This window comes from Streptococcus sp. KHUD_016 (genome assembly GCF_051106465.1).
Classification (GTDB): Bacteria; Bacillota; Bacilli; order Lactobacillales; family Streptococcaceae; genus Streptococcus.
This window is the reverse complement of the sequence record NZ_CP193663.1, coordinates 1,326,350-1,340,474: the sequence shown is the minus strand read 5'-3', so window position 1 is coordinate 1,340,474 and position 14,125 is coordinate 1,326,350. Positions and strand designations below refer to the sequence as shown.

The window sequence follows — 14,125 nt, the reverse complement described above, 5'->3', positions numbered from 1 at the left end:
AGCAAACCTCACTTACCCCTTGCAAAGACTAGGGGTCATTAGACCAAAAGGAGGAACATATCAATGGCTAAATACGAAATTCTTTATATCATTCGTCCAAACATTGAAGAAGAAGCGAAAAACGCTTTGGTAGCACGTTTTGACTCTATCTTGACTGACAACGGTGCAACTGTTGTTGAATCAAAATCATGGGAAAAACGTCGTCTTGCATACGAAATCCAAGATTTCCGTGAAGGACTTTACCACATCGTTAACGTTGAAGCAAACGACGACGCAGCTCTTAAAGAGTTTGACCGTCTTTCAAAAATCAACGCTGACATTCTTCGTCACATGATCGTCAAACTTGACGCGTAAGAAGGTAAATTATGATTAACAATGTTGTACTTGTAGGGCGTATGACACGTGATGCTGAGTTGCGTTATACCCCATCAAATGTAGCAGTTGCGACTTTTACTCTTGCAGTAAACCGTACATTTAAGAGTCAAAATGGCGAACGTGAGGCTGATTTCATCAATGTCGTTATGTGGCGCCAACAGGCTGAAAATCTTGCTAACTGGGCTAAAAAAGGCTCTCTTATCGGGATCACAGGTCGTATCCAGACTCGTAGTTACGATAACCAGCAAGGACAACGTGTCTACGTAACAGAAGTCGTGGCTGAGAATTTCCAAATGTTGGAAAGCCGCGGAGTGCGTGAAGGACATACAGGTGGAGCTTATTCTGCACCAACTGCTGGTCAATCAGCACCTGCAAACCCAGTACCAGACTTTTCACGTTCTGAAAATCCATTTGGAGCAACCAATCCATTGGACATTTCAGATGATGATTTACCATTCTAATGGACAATTAATACTATAAAGGAGAAAAAACATGGCTCAACAACGTCGTGGCGGATTCAAACGCCGTAAAAAAGTTGATTACATCGCAGCAAACAAAATTGAATATGTTGATTACAAAGATACTGAGCTTCTTAGCCGTTTCGTTTCAGAACGTGGGAAAATCCTTCCTCGTCGTGTAACAGGAACTTCAGCTAAAAACCAACGTAAAGTAACAACAGCTATCAAACGCGCACGCGTAATGGCTTTGATGCCTTTCGTAAACGAAGATTAAAGAAAAGACCCTTACGGGTCTTTTTTTCACGAGCATGGAAATGAGAGAGCGAGTTGAGGTCCAGTGGACCTCTTTTTCATGAGCTTGAAAATAAGAAAGCGAATTAAGACCCGGGTGGGTCTTTTTTTACGAGCCTTGAAATGAGAGAGCGAATTGAGGTCTAGTGGACCTCTTTTTCAGATTTTATAGGATTTTGTTAGAAAGGATTCCCTGTTGACCTAGTAAGATTCTTTTGTCTTACTAGGTTTTTTCTTTTAATCTTTATTATCGTGCTATAATGGTAGGAGAAAGCTATAAAGGAGCAGCTTATGAAGACGACATGTTCAATTAGAAAAACGCAAGAATCTGACATACAAGAACTATCTCGAGGATTTATCAGCCAAGGTTGGCCAAGTAGAGAGGAGATTTTAACTCAATACTTTAAGGAGCAAGAAAGTGAGGAGAGAGAAGTCTTAGTTGCAGAGGTTGAGGGTGCTGTAGCGGGTTACATTACGATTTTACCCGATGCTAAGCAGGGTCCCTTTGCTGGAATGGCTCCAGAACTTTCAGACTTCAATGTCTTCGAGCCCTTTCAAAATCAAGGTATTGGAAATCTCTTGCTGGAAGAAGCAGAAAAACGAGTTAGGCTCATATCGGATAAGGTGACCCTTGGTGTTGGGCTCCATTCAGGGTATGGACCTGCCCAGAGATTGTACATCAAACGAGGCTATATTCCAGATGGGACGGGTGTTTGGTATCAGAACCATCAACCGGCCATGAATGCAGTTTGTGAAGATATCGGTGACCTTGTTTTATATCTGTCAAAAAATTTGTTTTAAGACAAATTTTATAAGGTTTAAATTTTAAATATAGTAAACAATCACAGTCCCTTTTTCATTCGAAAAAGGGATTTTTTGTTTGAAATTGTTTGATTTATTCCTCAAAGTGGTAAAATATAATTGTTTGAATTATCAAGATAAAAATAAATATCAAAAAAAACATATAAGGTTTAGTTTTTTAAAATACGGATCCTTTTGAAAAGTCTTAAAATTTCCTAAAATAAGGCTTTTTAAAGGTTGTAAATAATATTGTTACAAAAAGGTTACAAATTGTTAAAATTAAATTAAATGCAATAATATAATTTGGAAAAAATTTGACATATAAATTAATTGACGGTAAAATAATTAAGATAATCAAATTAATTGATTTGCGCAATAATTCGATATAAAGATTAATCTGATGTGTCAAATTTTATTATAGTAGAAGGATAGCATAATGAAGAAACTGAAAGTGATGGTTGTTTTTGGAACACGACCAGAAGCTATTAAAATGGCCCCTTTAGTGTTAGAATTGCAAAAACATAGTGACAGCATTGAGACGATCACAGTTGTGACAGCTCAGCATCGCCAAATGCTAGATCAAGTTCTTGAAACTTTTAGCATCGAGCCACATTATGATCTGGATATTATGGGAAAAAATCAATCCCTCTTAGATATTACTGGAAAAATTTTAGAAAAGTTTGATCCAGTTGTTAAGCAAGAACTTCCAGATATAATTCTTGTTCATGGAGATACAACAACAACTTTTGCAGCAAGTTTAGTTGCTTTCTATAATCAGGTGCGTATCGGCCATGTTGAAGCTGGCCTAAGGACCTTTGATAAGTATTCTCCTTTCCCAGAAGAGATGAATCGTCAGATGACTGATAACTTAGCGGATCTTTATTTTGCTCCAACTAGTGAGAGTAAAGAAAATCTCCTCAAGGAAAATCACCCTGAGTCTGCTATTGTCATTACGGGAAATACAGCCATTGATGCATTGAAACTAACCGTTCAATCGGATTACTATCATGAAGTTCTAGATCAATTGGATCCAGATAAGAAACTTGTATTGGTAACCATGCACCGTCGTGAGAATCAAGGTCAACCAATGAGAAATGTCTTTGCAGCTTTACGTGAGATGGTCGATCTTCATCAGGAAATTGAAGTTGTTTATCCTGTTCACCTTAGCCCTGCTGTGCAAGAAGCAGCAAACGATATCTTATCTGGTCACGATCGTATTCACTTGATCGAGCCTTTAGATGTACTTGATTTTCATAATTTGGCTTCAAGAAGCTATTTTATCATGACTGACTCTGGAGGTGTTCAAGAAGAGGCGCCTTCTCTCGGCAAACCTGTCCTTGTTCTTCGTGACACTACGGAACGTCCAGAAGGAGTAAGAGCAGGTACGTTGAAGCTAGTTGGTACGGATCCAGTACGTGTGAAAGAAGCGATGGCAGCACTCTTAACAGATGAAACTCTTTATAGACAAATGTCTCAGGCACCAAATCCTTATGGAGATGGAAGAGCCTCTGAACGAATCGTACAATCCATTCAACAGTACTTTGGGGCAGCGACTTCTGTATCGGAATTCAAAGGGGGGAAATAAGATAAAATGAAAAATTGGAGTCAATTTAAAAACTGGCTTATGGCTTTGCTTGCTTGTGAGGTCATTCTTTTGGTGCTTTGTTTTTTGTATGCTCGAGCAATCATTTTAGAACAAATCTTTTTTTTAGCTTTAGCCTTGTTTGCAGTGTTGGTATTATCTGACCTTTTGCTTACTTGGACCCTTATCTTAGCATTTGGTTTTGGACTTATCGTTTTGGTTGCGGGTGTGGTTTATATCCCGATCATTCAACTGGTCTTTTTATTAATCAGTTTTCCTCTTTTGATTGGGATTCTACTTAAGGTTCGTTATTATTTCTTCAAGGTGGCCTCAAAGGTACAAGAACAGGAAGACGAAGCGCGAGCAGATTACCAAGCGATGGTCACTGAACAAAGTGATGTTACGGTTCAATCTCTATTGATTCATTGGGCACATGAAGATTTGTTCTTCCAGATTAAACCGAAAGAACATAACCAGATGCTCAGTAGCATTCAAGAGGTAATTGCTCAGGAATTGAGCTACAATGATAAACTCTATTACGTTTCGGATGGTAATTTTCTCGTTCTATCCAGTAAAAGCCAACATTCTTTGAAGGAACTTTATTTGAATGGTTTGCAGGAGAAACTGAGCAGTTTAGTTTTTCATGGAGAAGATGGCAATCAAGGAATTCAGTTCCAAACAGGCTATTTGGTGATTAACTCTGATAATAAAGATAAATACCAAGACTACGCGGATGTCGCCAGTCATCTCAAACGTCAACTAGAGACAGATGTAATTGTGGAATATTAGGAGGGGAACATGACTTTAACCGAACTATTTTTTGGTATTGCTTTGGGACTCAGTCTCGCCTTTGGCATTTGTTTTATCATACTATTTATTGCATACAATATTCTTTACCATCGAGTAAACAAAAATTTTAAGGCGGTGAATCATGATTAGTCAAATGTTAATGATTTTTACCTTGCTTACAATTTGGATTTCTCTAGCATGGGGCTTGGTAATTCTCTTTTCGGCAGTACACTTTTGGTTTAAACACAGTGATTTTCGTGTAGACACTTCGCCTCTACCTTATTATCCTAAGGTAACGATTGTTGTTCCTGCCCATAATGAGGATGTGGTTATTGCCCAAACGGCAAAAGCTATCTTGGATATGAACTATCCTCACGACCGTGTGGAGTTGCTCTTGTTTGCGGATAACTGTTCGGATAACACCTATGCAGAATGTTTGTCTGTACAAGCCATGCCTGAATATGCAGGAAGAAATCTAACCATTATCGACCGTACTGGTACGGGAGGAAAAGCGGGCGTTCTAAACGATGCTTTGGAGATGGCAACAGGCGAATACATCTGTGTTTATGATGCAGATGCCATGCCTGAAAAAAATGCTCTTTATTTCCTTGTCAAAGAAGTTATGAAGGATCCAGAACGTCATGTGGCATCTTTTGGCCGCAACAAGACTCGAAACGCCAACCAAAATTTCTTGACTCGTTGTATCAACCAAGAGATCGTTGTTACTCAGCGCGTGCACCACGTTGGGATGTGGCATCTCTTTAAAATTGGGCGTATCCCAGGAACCAACTTTATCATTCAAACCGACTTTGTAAAGAGTATCGGTGGTTGGAAAAATGGTGCCTTAACTGAGGATACCGATATTTCCTTCAAAATCATGCAGAGTGGTAAATTGATTGCCCTTGCCTATAATTCAGAGGCTTTCCAACAAGAACCTGAGACCTTAAAGAGTTACTATATGCAGCGGAAACGTTGGGCGAAAGGAAATTATGAAGTTGTTCTCTCGAACTTTAAGCATTTATTTGGCAGAGCAAACTGGCGCGTTAAACTAGAAGTCTTTAACTATTCTTGTGTTTTCTTTTGGTTTAACTTTGCTATTGTTCTTTCGGATTTGATTTTCCTAGCGAATGTGCTAGCGATCTGTCTTAATCTTTTCTTCCCAGATGTCAGGGTTCCATTTGCTTTTGATGCGGACAATATCTACATCGCTCAGCTCATGCTCTTTAACTGGATTCTCATGATTGGTCTCTATTTGATGCAAATTATGACAGCATTGGCAAGTCAATTTGGACAAGCAACATCTAAACAAATCTGGTTAGCCCTGGCAGCCTATTTCTCTTATGCACAGATGTTTATCGTTGTATCCGTTGATTCCATTTCTTCAATCGTGCTGGATAAAGTACTCCGACGAAAAGAAACCAAGTGGGTTAAAACCAAGCGATTTGCAGGATAGGAGGTTCTATGAAAACGAATAAATTAAAATATGTCTGGTTTGTGCTCATTCTTTCTATCTTTTGTTTAGCCTTGTTTTTGGCAAGAGGAAGGACTAAAATCGAGATGCGTAATCGAATTTACAGCCAATGGAGCCAACAGTTCCTTGTTACAAAAGGCAATCAGTCTTATGTTCGTACGACGAGTGATTCGGAGGGAACAACAGTTCTATCAGAGGCCCAAAGTTACGGCATGCTCATAACGGTTTTAGCAGCCCAAAAAGGGCAAGCAACACAAGCAGATTTTGAGAGTCTTTATCGTTACTACCAAAATCATCGTATTGAGGGAACGCAGTTGATGTCTTGGAAGCAAGTGATCAAAAATGATAGCGAAATGGTCGAGAAACAAAATGCAACTGATGGAGATCTCTATATCGCTTATTCTTTAATTGAAGCTGCCAAACAGTGGCCAGATAAAGCACAGGAATACCAAGAGCAAGCTAAAAAAATCTTGGATGATATCCTTAAGTACAACTACAACGAAGAGACAGGTGTTCTGACAGTAGGGAACTGGGCCAACAAGGATTCCGATTACTATTACTTGATGCGGACGTCTGATACTCTTCCTCACTATTTCCAATCTTTCTATGACCTGACTGGAAATAAACAGTGGTTAGACATTAAGGATAAGATGCTTGGGCAATTGGAGCAAATCAGTTCTCATTCTGATACGGGTCTCTTGCCAGACTTTATCTGGGCTGAGAAGTCAGGGGCACGTCTTGTTGATGCCAACACAATCGAATCTCAATACGATGGGGCGTACTCTTATAACGCTTGCCGTTTGCCTTATCACTTGTCACAGAGCCAGGATGAAAGAAGCCAAAAACTCGTTCAAAAGATGATGGATTTCTTTATGAAAGAGCAACGCATTTATGCTGGTTATGACTTGAACGGAACGGCACTCAATCAATACCAGGCAGGTAGTTTCTTGGCACCGATTACCTACGCGTCTGACAAGGGAGAAGGCTATCTGAAACTTCTTCAGCAAAATAAATACATTTTCACACAAGATTTACCTTTGGACAACTACTATGATGCAACGATGATTACCATGATTGCTCTAGAGATGTTCTAGGATGAAAAGAGAGGGCTAGTTATACTGGCTCTCTTTTTGATAGGATTTTCATCTTTTTTCAAAAAAGGAATTTCATCAGCTTTATGGTATAATGGAAGGAGTGATGGAAAAGAGGTAGAGAGATGGATGCGAAATTAAAATACAAGGCAAAAAAGATTAAAATCGTCTTTTTTGATATTGATGATACCTTGCGTACGTCAAAGACAGGTTTTATTCCAGCTACAATTCCCACTGTCTTTAAACAGTTGCGTGAAAAAGGAATCTTAACAGGAATTGCCTCTGGGCGCGGTATTTTTGGTGTTGTTCCAGAGATTCGTGAGCTCAAACCTGACTTTTTTGTAACTCTAAATGGGGCTTATATCGAAGATAAAAAAGGCCAGGTCATTTATCAGCATCAGATTGACAAGTCAGATGTTGAGGAGTTCATTTCTTGGACTAAGCGAGAGGAAATTGAGTACGGCTTGGTTGGTAGTCTTGACGCCAAACTTTCTACTCGAACAGAACTGATCAGTGAGGCTATTGACCCGATTTATCCGAACCTGGGTGTGGATCCTGACTTTCATGAAAAAGCAGATATTTACCAGATGTGGACCTTTGAGGATAAAGGGGATGACTTACGGTTACCAGATAGTCTCTCTGGTAAACTTCGCATGGTGCGTTGGCATGAACATTCATCAGATATCGTGCCGATTTCAGGTTCAAAAGCAACTGGTGTAGCCAAGGTGGTGGAACATCTAGGCTTGAAACCAGAAAATGTTATGGTCTTTGGAGATGGGCTCAATGACTTGGAACTCTTTGGTTATGCTGGAATAAGTATTGCTATGGGTGTTTCCCATGATAAAATCAAAGAAAAAGCAGATTATATTACAAAAACAGTAGAAGAAGATGGCATTTTTGATGCCTTAGAAGGATTTGGTATGGTAGAAAAAGAATTGCATTTCCCACAAGTAGAAATTGAAACAGTAGAAGGTCCTCTTGCGACCATTAAGACAAATCACGGAGACTTGCGTATCAAGCTTTTCCCTGAACATGCTCCTAAAACAGTGGCTAACTTTGTTGCTCTGTCAAAAGACGGTTACTATGATGGTGTGATTTTCCACCGAATTATCAAGGACTTTATGATCCAAGGTGGAGACCCAACTGGTACTGGTATGGGTGGTGAGTCAATCTACGGCGACTCTTTTGAAGATGAATTTTCAGAAGAACTCTACAATATCCGTGGTGCCCTTTCTATGGCCAATGCTGGTCCAAATACCAATGGTAGCCAGTTCTTTATCGTGCAAAACCAACATTTGCCATACTCTAAGAAAGAGATTGCGCGTGGTGGCTGGCCAGAACCAATAGCTGAGATTTATGCAGAACAAGGTGGAACTCCTCACCTTGACCGTCGTCATACTGTTTTTGGGCAATTGGTAGATGCAGAATCGTTTGCGGTCTTGGATGCCATTGCAGCTGTTGAGACTGGTGCAATGGACAAACCAGTTGAAGATGTGGTTATTGAAACGATTGAAATTGAGGACTAGAATGAAAATTGGTGATAAGCTAACTGGGCGTATTACAGGAATTCAGCCCTATGGTGCCTTTGTTGAGTTAGAGACAGGGGTGACAGGGCTGATTCACATCTCGGAGATTCGGACGGGATTTATTGAAAATATCTATGACATTTTAAAAATTGGCGATGAAGTTCAAGTTCAGGTGGTGGATTTTGACGAATACACTGGAAAGGCCAGTCTTTCCATACGTACCTTGGAAGAGGAAAAGCATCAATTGCCAAGACGGAGACGTTTTTCAAATGATCGGATCAAGCACGGTTTTGCACCACTTGGACGAATGATGCCTGTTTGGACGCGTGAGGCATTAGAGCATTTAAAGAAGAAGCCATAAATACGATTATCTAAACCATTTGTAATATTAACATTATTTGTTATAATAAAAGTATGAAAGAAGAACAATTATTAAAACCAGGAGAGCGAATCAATCAGCTCTTTTCGACAGATATCAAAATCATCCAAAATAGAGAGGTGTTTAGCTATTCGGTGGATAGTGTTCTTTTATCACGCTTTCCTCGCTTCCCTAAACGGGGTTTAATTGTGGACTTTTGTGCTGGAAATGGTGCAGTGGGACTTTTTGCTAGTTCACGTACTCAGGCGCGGATAATATCTGTAGAGATTCAGGAGCGCTTGGCGGATATGGCAGAGCGTTCGGTTCAGTTGAATGGCTTGGAAGAGCAGATGCAGGTCATCTGTGATGATTTGAAAAATATGCCTGCCCACATTCAGGGAAGTAAGGTGGATATGATTTTGTGCAATCCGCCTTATTTTAAGGTGGATCCGCATTCTAATCTGAACGAGAGTGAACATTACCTTCTGGCCAGACACGAAATTACGACTAACCTAAAAGAAATTTGCCGTAGTGCTCAGAGTATTCTCAAGTCTAATGGCCGTTTGGCCATGGTTCACCGTCCAGATCGACTTTTGGATATTCTAGACATGCTTCAACGCCACAATTTGGCACCTAAGCGCCTGCAATTTGTCTATCCTAAACGAGAAAAGGAGGCCAATATGCTTTTAATCGAAGCTATCAAGGATGGATCGACGAGTGGCTTCAAGGTCTTGCCACCACTCATTGTTCACAATGATGATGGTTCCTATACGTCAGAAATTCAAGAGATTTACTATGGATCATAAGGCTTATATGTATGTGGTGGAGTGCCGTGACGGTTCTTACTATACTGGTTACACGACAGATATTAAGAAACGCCTTGCCGTTCATAATAGTGGTAAGGGAGCCAAGTATACCCGAGCTCGCTTGCCAGTCAAACTCATCTATGTAGAGGGTTTTGCTAGCAAGGAAGAAGCCATGTCTGCAGAGGCTCTCCTCAAACGAAAGAAACGTCCACAGAAAGAACGATTTCTATCCGAAAATCAAGAGAAAAATCTAGTTAAATCTAGTTAACGATATTGGCTCTTTGTCAACTGTAGTGGATTGATAAAGAGCCTAAAAAAATCAATTAGCTAAGTTCAGTCGATTTTTTTCTAGTGTAAAAAGTGGATTGAGGTGATAAAGATGAATGCTATTCAAGAAATTTATGAAAATGGCATGAATATGCTAAGGGAAGAGATACAGAAGCATTGATTTCATTATATGCAGAGGACGCTATTTTTGAAATCCCTTTAGTGCCAGCTATTCTCGATACAACAAACAGCGCTTTGGAAGGGAAAACTGCTATTCGTCATTTTTTAGAAGAAGGTTCCAAACGTCGTCCTAATGAACTCGTGAAGTGGTTCCGAACGGGTGAATATCTAACGAATAGAGACATTTTAATGTGGGAGTATCCAAGGATAACAGATAATGGAGAACAAATTAATATTCTTGAGGTCATGGAAATTGAGGAAGGCTTGATTCATAAACATAGGATATATTGGGGCTGGAAGGGATGTATGATGCTAAGTTCGACTTTATCTAAGTTGCTGAAATAGTTTTATTTGATATGAATTATCTTTTGTGCTACAATGTAATACAAAAGATAAGGAGAAAACAAATGAGTACAGTGACAGTTAGATTAAATCAAGAAGAAGAAAAATTTTTTAAAAGTTATGCTCAATTTACTGGTCAAAGTCTTTCTAGTTTGTTTAAAAAGTCACTCAAACGTACCATAGAGGACGAATATGACTTAAAACTCTACTATCAGGCTTATAAAGATTACCAGGAAGAGCCTGAAACGATTTCGCATGCTGATTTTAAGAAAGAATTAGGATTGTAGTATGTATCATGTTCACTATTCTAAAAGAGCGCAGAAGCAAATTAAAAAGTTAGACAAACAAATTCAACGTTTGTTGTTTGCATGGATTGATAAGAATCTAGAAGGTACAGATAATCCTAGACAACATGGAAAAGGTTTAACTGGGGATAGAGCTAACGAATGGCGCTATCGAATTGGAGACTATCGGCTTATTTGTCAAATTCAAGATGATAAGATGGTTATTTTAGCACTTGAAGTAGGACATCGCAGGGAGATAAATGATAGATAGAGGGTGAAGTAATGAATAAACAAACACTTATTATCGATTTTCCTTTGAGAGGGGAATGGTTGACAGAAGTAAGTCCTGCCTATCGTATTCCTAGTCATGGAACCAATCGTTTTGGTCTTCGGTATGCTTTTGATTTTATACAAAGCAAAGAAAAGAATGGCAGGAGGGTAACACATAATAGTAGTCAAATTGCCTATTTTATAAAAGGGGTTTCTTTAGAAAGATATTATTGTTTCAACCAGCCTGTCTTTGCTCCTTTTTCCGGTCAAGTAGTTGTTATCGAAAATAGCATTTCTGACGGACAAAAGGCCTCTTGGTTTCATGACCAGCTGGGTGCCATTTGCAATTCGCTTTTTTTCAATTCAGAAAGAGACGGCTTTGCATCTATTGCTGGAAATTATGTGATTTTAAAAGGGAGTGACCGTATTTATGCAGCCTTTTGCCATTTAAAGAAGGATTCTATTCTCGTTGGACTTGGAGAAAAAGTTGAATGCGGTCAGATGATTGCAAGAGTTGGGCATTCTGGTAATTCAACGGAGCCTCATTTACACTTTCACCTAATGGATTCGCTTGATGTTGAACGAGCAAATGGTTTGCCTTTTGTTTTCAGACAATATGAAAAATGGACGGGCTCCACTTGGGAACCAGTGAGGTCAGCTATTCCAGATAGGAATGAAAAAATTCGATTTAATGGCTAAAAAAATACTGCTCTTTGTCAACTGTAGTGGGTTGATAAAAAGTTACAACCTGGAGAGGACCAAATTGGTTCTCTCCTTTTTGATATTCAAAGCGATGAGAATTCTCGTTTTAAAGTTTTCAAAGTTCCGGAAGCCAAAAGCATTTCGCTTAATGACTTTGATGAGGATATTTGTGGCCTCAAGTTTTGCGTTTGAGTAGGGAAGTACAAGTGCATTAATGATCTTATCCTGATCTCTCAAAAAGGTCCTAAAAATGGTCTGGAAGATTGGATTGACAGAAGGAATAGTTTCCTTGATTAATTTAAAGAAATAATCAGCGTGCTTCTCTTGAAAATGAAACAGTAAGAGTTGATAGAGTACATAGTGATCTCTAAGATCTTGAGAGTAAGAGAGAAGTTTTTCGAGAATCTCTTTATTGGTTAAATGCAACTGAAATGTTGGACGATAAAATCGTTTACTGCTCAGCGTATAGTTATCCTGTTGAATGAGTTTCCAGTAACGTTTCAGTGCTTTATATTCGTGTGATCTTCTATCAAGCTGATTCATAATTTGGATGCGTACGCGATTCATTGCTCGACTGAGATGCTAGATAATATGAAAGCAATCGAGAACGATTTTAGCATTTGGGAGTGAAACAGTCTGGGAGACTGTTTCAGCCTGAGCCTAGAAATTCAAAAGCGAAGTTGTCTAGCTAAGGCATAGTAAGGGCTGAACCTATCCATCGTAATGATTTTCACGCTATTTCGGACCTGTCTGGAATAGCGCAGGAAATGATTGCGAATAGTTGCTTGAGTCCGTCCATCTAAGATAGCTAGGATCTTTCTTGTATCGTAGTCCTGTGCAATAAAGCTCATCTTTCCCTTCTTGAAGCTATATTCATCCCAACTCATGTGTTCTGGAAGGTGGTTAAGATCAGTCTTAAATTTGAATTTATGTAACTGACGAATGACTGTCGAAGTGGAGACAGATAAACTTTCGGAGATAGCTGTCATAGGGACTTTCTCAATTAATTTTTGAGTGATTCTCTGTTTGACGATGGTTGCGATCTGGTGATTCTTCTTGACTAAGGAAGTCTATGCGACGGCTATTTTTCCGCAGTTTTTACAGCGGAAACGGCGTTTTTTCAATCGAATGAGAGTCTTGTAGCCAGCACATTCGAGGTAGGGGATTTTGGATTCTTTTTGAAAGTCATATTTAGCCATTTGTCCTTGACAGTTGTTACATTTAGAGGCAGGATAATCGAGCTTAGCAATGACTTCTTTATGCGTTCCAGCGTCAAGATAATCTAAGATAATAATATTTTTGTCTTTAATTCCAAGGATGTTTGTGATAAAATTTAATTGTTTCATAAGATTCTTTCTAATGAGGGTTTGGTCACTTTTTCATTATAGGTCTTATGGGGCTTTTTTTCTACAAAAAAATAGACTCCATAATTCCTACAGTGGTTTTACCCACTACAGAAATTATAGAGCTACGATATTGATGTCTAAAGAGGAGTCCTTTGACTCCTCTTACTTTTGTCAAAAGAGGAAAAAAGTGCTAAAATAAGATGAATAAATTTAAAGAGGTATTATCATGTCTAAGATTCTAGTATTTGGTCACCAAAATCCAGACTCAGATGCCATCGGGTCATCTGTAGCCTTTGCCTATCTTGCAAAAGAGACTTATGGATTGGACACAGAAGCAGTAGCACTTGGAACTCCTAATGAAGAAACAGCTTTCGTTTTGAACTATTTTGGTGTAGAAGCACCACGCGTCATCACATCTGCTAAAGCAGAAGGTGCAGAACAAGTCATCTTGACTGACCACAATGAATTCCAACAATCAGTGTCAGATATCGCTGAAGTAGAAGTATACGGAGTAGTGGATCACCACCGTGTGGCTAACTTTGAAACTGCAAGTCCGCTTTACATGCGTTTGGAACCAGTTGGATCAGCTTCATCTATCGTTTACCGCATGTTCAAAGAACATGGTGTAGCAGTTCCTAAAGAAATTGCAGGTTTGATGCTGTCAGGTTTGATTTCAGATACCCTTCTTTTGAAATCGCCAACAACTCACCCATCTGATAAAGTCATTGCTCCTGAATTGGCAGAATTAGCAGGCGTCAACTTGGAAGAGTACGGTCTTGCTATGCTCAAGGCTGGTACAAACTTGGCCAGCAAATCTGCTGAAGAATTGATTGACATCGATGCTAAGACTTTTGAACTCAACGGAAATAAGGTTCGTGTTGCCCAAGTCAATACAGTTGATATTGCTGAAGTCTTGGAACGCCAAGCAGAAATCGAAGCAGCAATGCAAGCAGCTAATGTGGAAAACGGCTACTCAGACTTTGTCTTGATGATTACAGATATCGTCAACTCAAACTCAGAAATTTTGGCTCTTGGATCAAACATGGACAAGGTGGAAGCAGCCTTTAACTTCAAACTTGAAAATAACCACGCTTTCCTTCCAGGAGCTGTTTCACGTAAGAAACAAGTGGTGCCTCAGTTGACTGAAAGCTTTAATGCTTAAGATTTTGGCTGTTATTTCAAAATA

Annotated in this window: 18 protein-coding genes and 1 pseudogene; 18 read left to right on the top strand and 1 reads right to left on the bottom strand. The window is 39.3% G+C overall.

What is annotated here, in order from left to right:
- Positions 1-63: 63 nt before the first annotated feature.
- From rpsF to ACORHV_RS06215, 17 genes are all read left to right on the top strand, one after another.
- Positions 64-354, top strand: coding sequence for a 30S ribosomal protein S6 (rpsF, locus tag ACORHV_RS06295; protein ID WP_001151782.1), 291 nt, complete (start codon positions 64-66; stop codon positions 352-354).
- A gap of 11 nt (positions 355-365) precedes the next feature.
- Positions 366-836 (top strand): single-stranded DNA-binding protein SsbA, encoded by a 471-nt coding sequence (gene ssbA, locus ACORHV_RS06290; protein WP_000609596.1) that lies wholly within the window; start codon positions 366-368, stop codon positions 834-836.
- 31 nt (positions 837-867) lie between these two features.
- Positions 868-1,107 (top strand): 30S ribosomal protein S18, encoded by a 240-nt coding sequence (rpsR, locus tag ACORHV_RS06285; protein WP_000068664.1) that lies wholly within the window; start codon positions 868-870, stop codon positions 1,105-1,107.
- Positions 1,108-1,415: 308 nt separating this feature from the next.
- Positions 1,416-1,925, top strand: coding sequence for a GNAT family N-acetyltransferase (locus ACORHV_RS06280; protein WP_247954535.1), 510 nt, complete (start codon positions 1,416-1,418; stop codon positions 1,923-1,925).
- Between the two features lie 436 nt (positions 1,926-2,361).
- On the top strand, positions 2,362-3,510 hold the full coding sequence (gene wecB / locus ACORHV_RS06275) for a non-hydrolyzing UDP-N-acetylglucosamine 2-epimerase (protein WP_434397831.1): 1,149 nt from the start codon (positions 2,362-2,364) through the stop codon (positions 3,508-3,510).
- 6 nt (positions 3,511-3,516) lie between these two features.
- The gene (locus ACORHV_RS06270) at positions 3,517-4,296 is read left to right on the top strand and encodes a hypothetical protein (protein ID WP_000800615.1); all 780 of its coding nucleotides are present in this window, start codon (positions 3,517-3,519) and stop codon (positions 4,294-4,296) included.
- Between the two features lie 9 nt (positions 4,297-4,305).
- Entirely contained in the window at positions 4,306-4,446 is a 141-nt protein-coding gene (locus tag ACORHV_RS06265) for a hypothetical protein (protein WP_000176307.1), read from the top strand.
- Positions 4,439-5,749: a glycosyltransferase family 2 protein gene (locus tag ACORHV_RS06260; RefSeq protein ID WP_434397829.1), complete on the top strand. Its 1,311-nt coding sequence runs from the start codon at positions 4,439-4,441 to the stop codon at positions 5,747-5,749. The genes ACORHV_RS06265 and ACORHV_RS06260 overlap by 8 nt, the downstream gene beginning before the upstream one ends.
- 8 nt (positions 5,750-5,757) lie before the next feature.
- Complete coding sequence (locus ACORHV_RS06255; RefSeq protein ID WP_434397827.1) at positions 5,758-6,861, top strand: glycosyl hydrolase family 8; 1,104 nt, start codon at positions 5,758-5,760, stop codon at positions 6,859-6,861.
- 122 nt (positions 6,862-6,983) lie between these two features.
- Positions 6,984-8,384, top strand: coding sequence for a bifunctional Cof-type HAD-IIB family hydrolase/peptidylprolyl isomerase (locus tag ACORHV_RS06250; protein ID WP_042902735.1), 1,401 nt, complete (start codon positions 6,984-6,986; stop codon positions 8,382-8,384).
- A gap of 1 nt (position 8,385) precedes the next feature.
- A complete protein-coding gene (locus tag ACORHV_RS06245; RefSeq protein WP_000689619.1) occupies positions 8,386-8,745 on the top strand; it encodes a S1 RNA-binding domain-containing protein in 360 nt (119 codons plus the stop codon).
- A gap of 53 nt (positions 8,746-8,798) precedes the next feature.
- Positions 8,799-9,548, top strand: a complete 750-nt coding sequence (locus tag ACORHV_RS06240) for a tRNA1(Val) (adenine(37)-N6)-methyltransferase (protein ID WP_434397825.1) — start codon at positions 8,799-8,801, stop codon at positions 9,546-9,548.
- Positions 9,538-9,816, top strand: a complete 279-nt coding sequence (locus ACORHV_RS06235) for a GIY-YIG nuclease family protein (protein WP_371607192.1) — start codon at positions 9,538-9,540, stop codon at positions 9,814-9,816. The genes ACORHV_RS06240 and ACORHV_RS06235 overlap by 11 nt, the downstream gene beginning before the upstream one ends.
- Positions 9,817-9,992: 176 nt before the next feature.
- Positions 9,993-10,340, top strand: a complete 348-nt coding sequence (locus ACORHV_RS06230) for a nuclear transport factor 2 family protein (RefSeq protein WP_371607193.1) — start codon at positions 9,993-9,995, stop codon at positions 10,338-10,340.
- A gap of 62 nt (positions 10,341-10,402) precedes the next feature.
- Positions 10,403-10,624, top strand: coding sequence for a type II toxin-antitoxin system RelB family antitoxin (gene relB, locus ACORHV_RS06225; RefSeq protein ID WP_371607194.1), 222 nt, complete (start codon positions 10,403-10,405; stop codon positions 10,622-10,624).
- Between the two features lies 1 nt (position 10,625).
- Positions 10,626-10,892 carry a type II toxin-antitoxin system RelE family toxin gene (locus ACORHV_RS06220; protein ID WP_371607195.1) on the top strand — a complete coding sequence of 89 codons (267 nt, stop codon included), beginning with the start codon at positions 10,626-10,628 and terminating at the stop codon, positions 10,890-10,892.
- A gap of 11 nt (positions 10,893-10,903) precedes the next feature.
- The gene (locus ACORHV_RS06215; protein ID WP_371607196.1) at positions 10,904-11,590 is read left to right on the top strand and encodes a M23 family metallopeptidase; all 687 of its coding nucleotides are present in this window, start codon (positions 10,904-10,906) and stop codon (positions 11,588-11,590) included.
- A gap of 42 nt (positions 11,591-11,632) precedes the next feature.
- Here the strand turns inward: ACORHV_RS06215 and ACORHV_RS06210 are convergent.
- A pseudogene (locus ACORHV_RS06210) lies at positions 11,633-12,939 on the bottom strand (transposase).
- 226 nt (positions 12,940-13,165) lie between these two features.
- Between ACORHV_RS06210 and ACORHV_RS06205 the strand changes: the two are divergent.
- Positions 13,166-14,101, top strand: a complete 936-nt coding sequence (locus ACORHV_RS06205; protein WP_434397821.1) for a manganese-dependent inorganic pyrophosphatase — start codon at positions 13,166-13,168, stop codon at positions 14,099-14,101.
- Positions 14,102-14,125 lie beyond the last annotated feature (24 nt).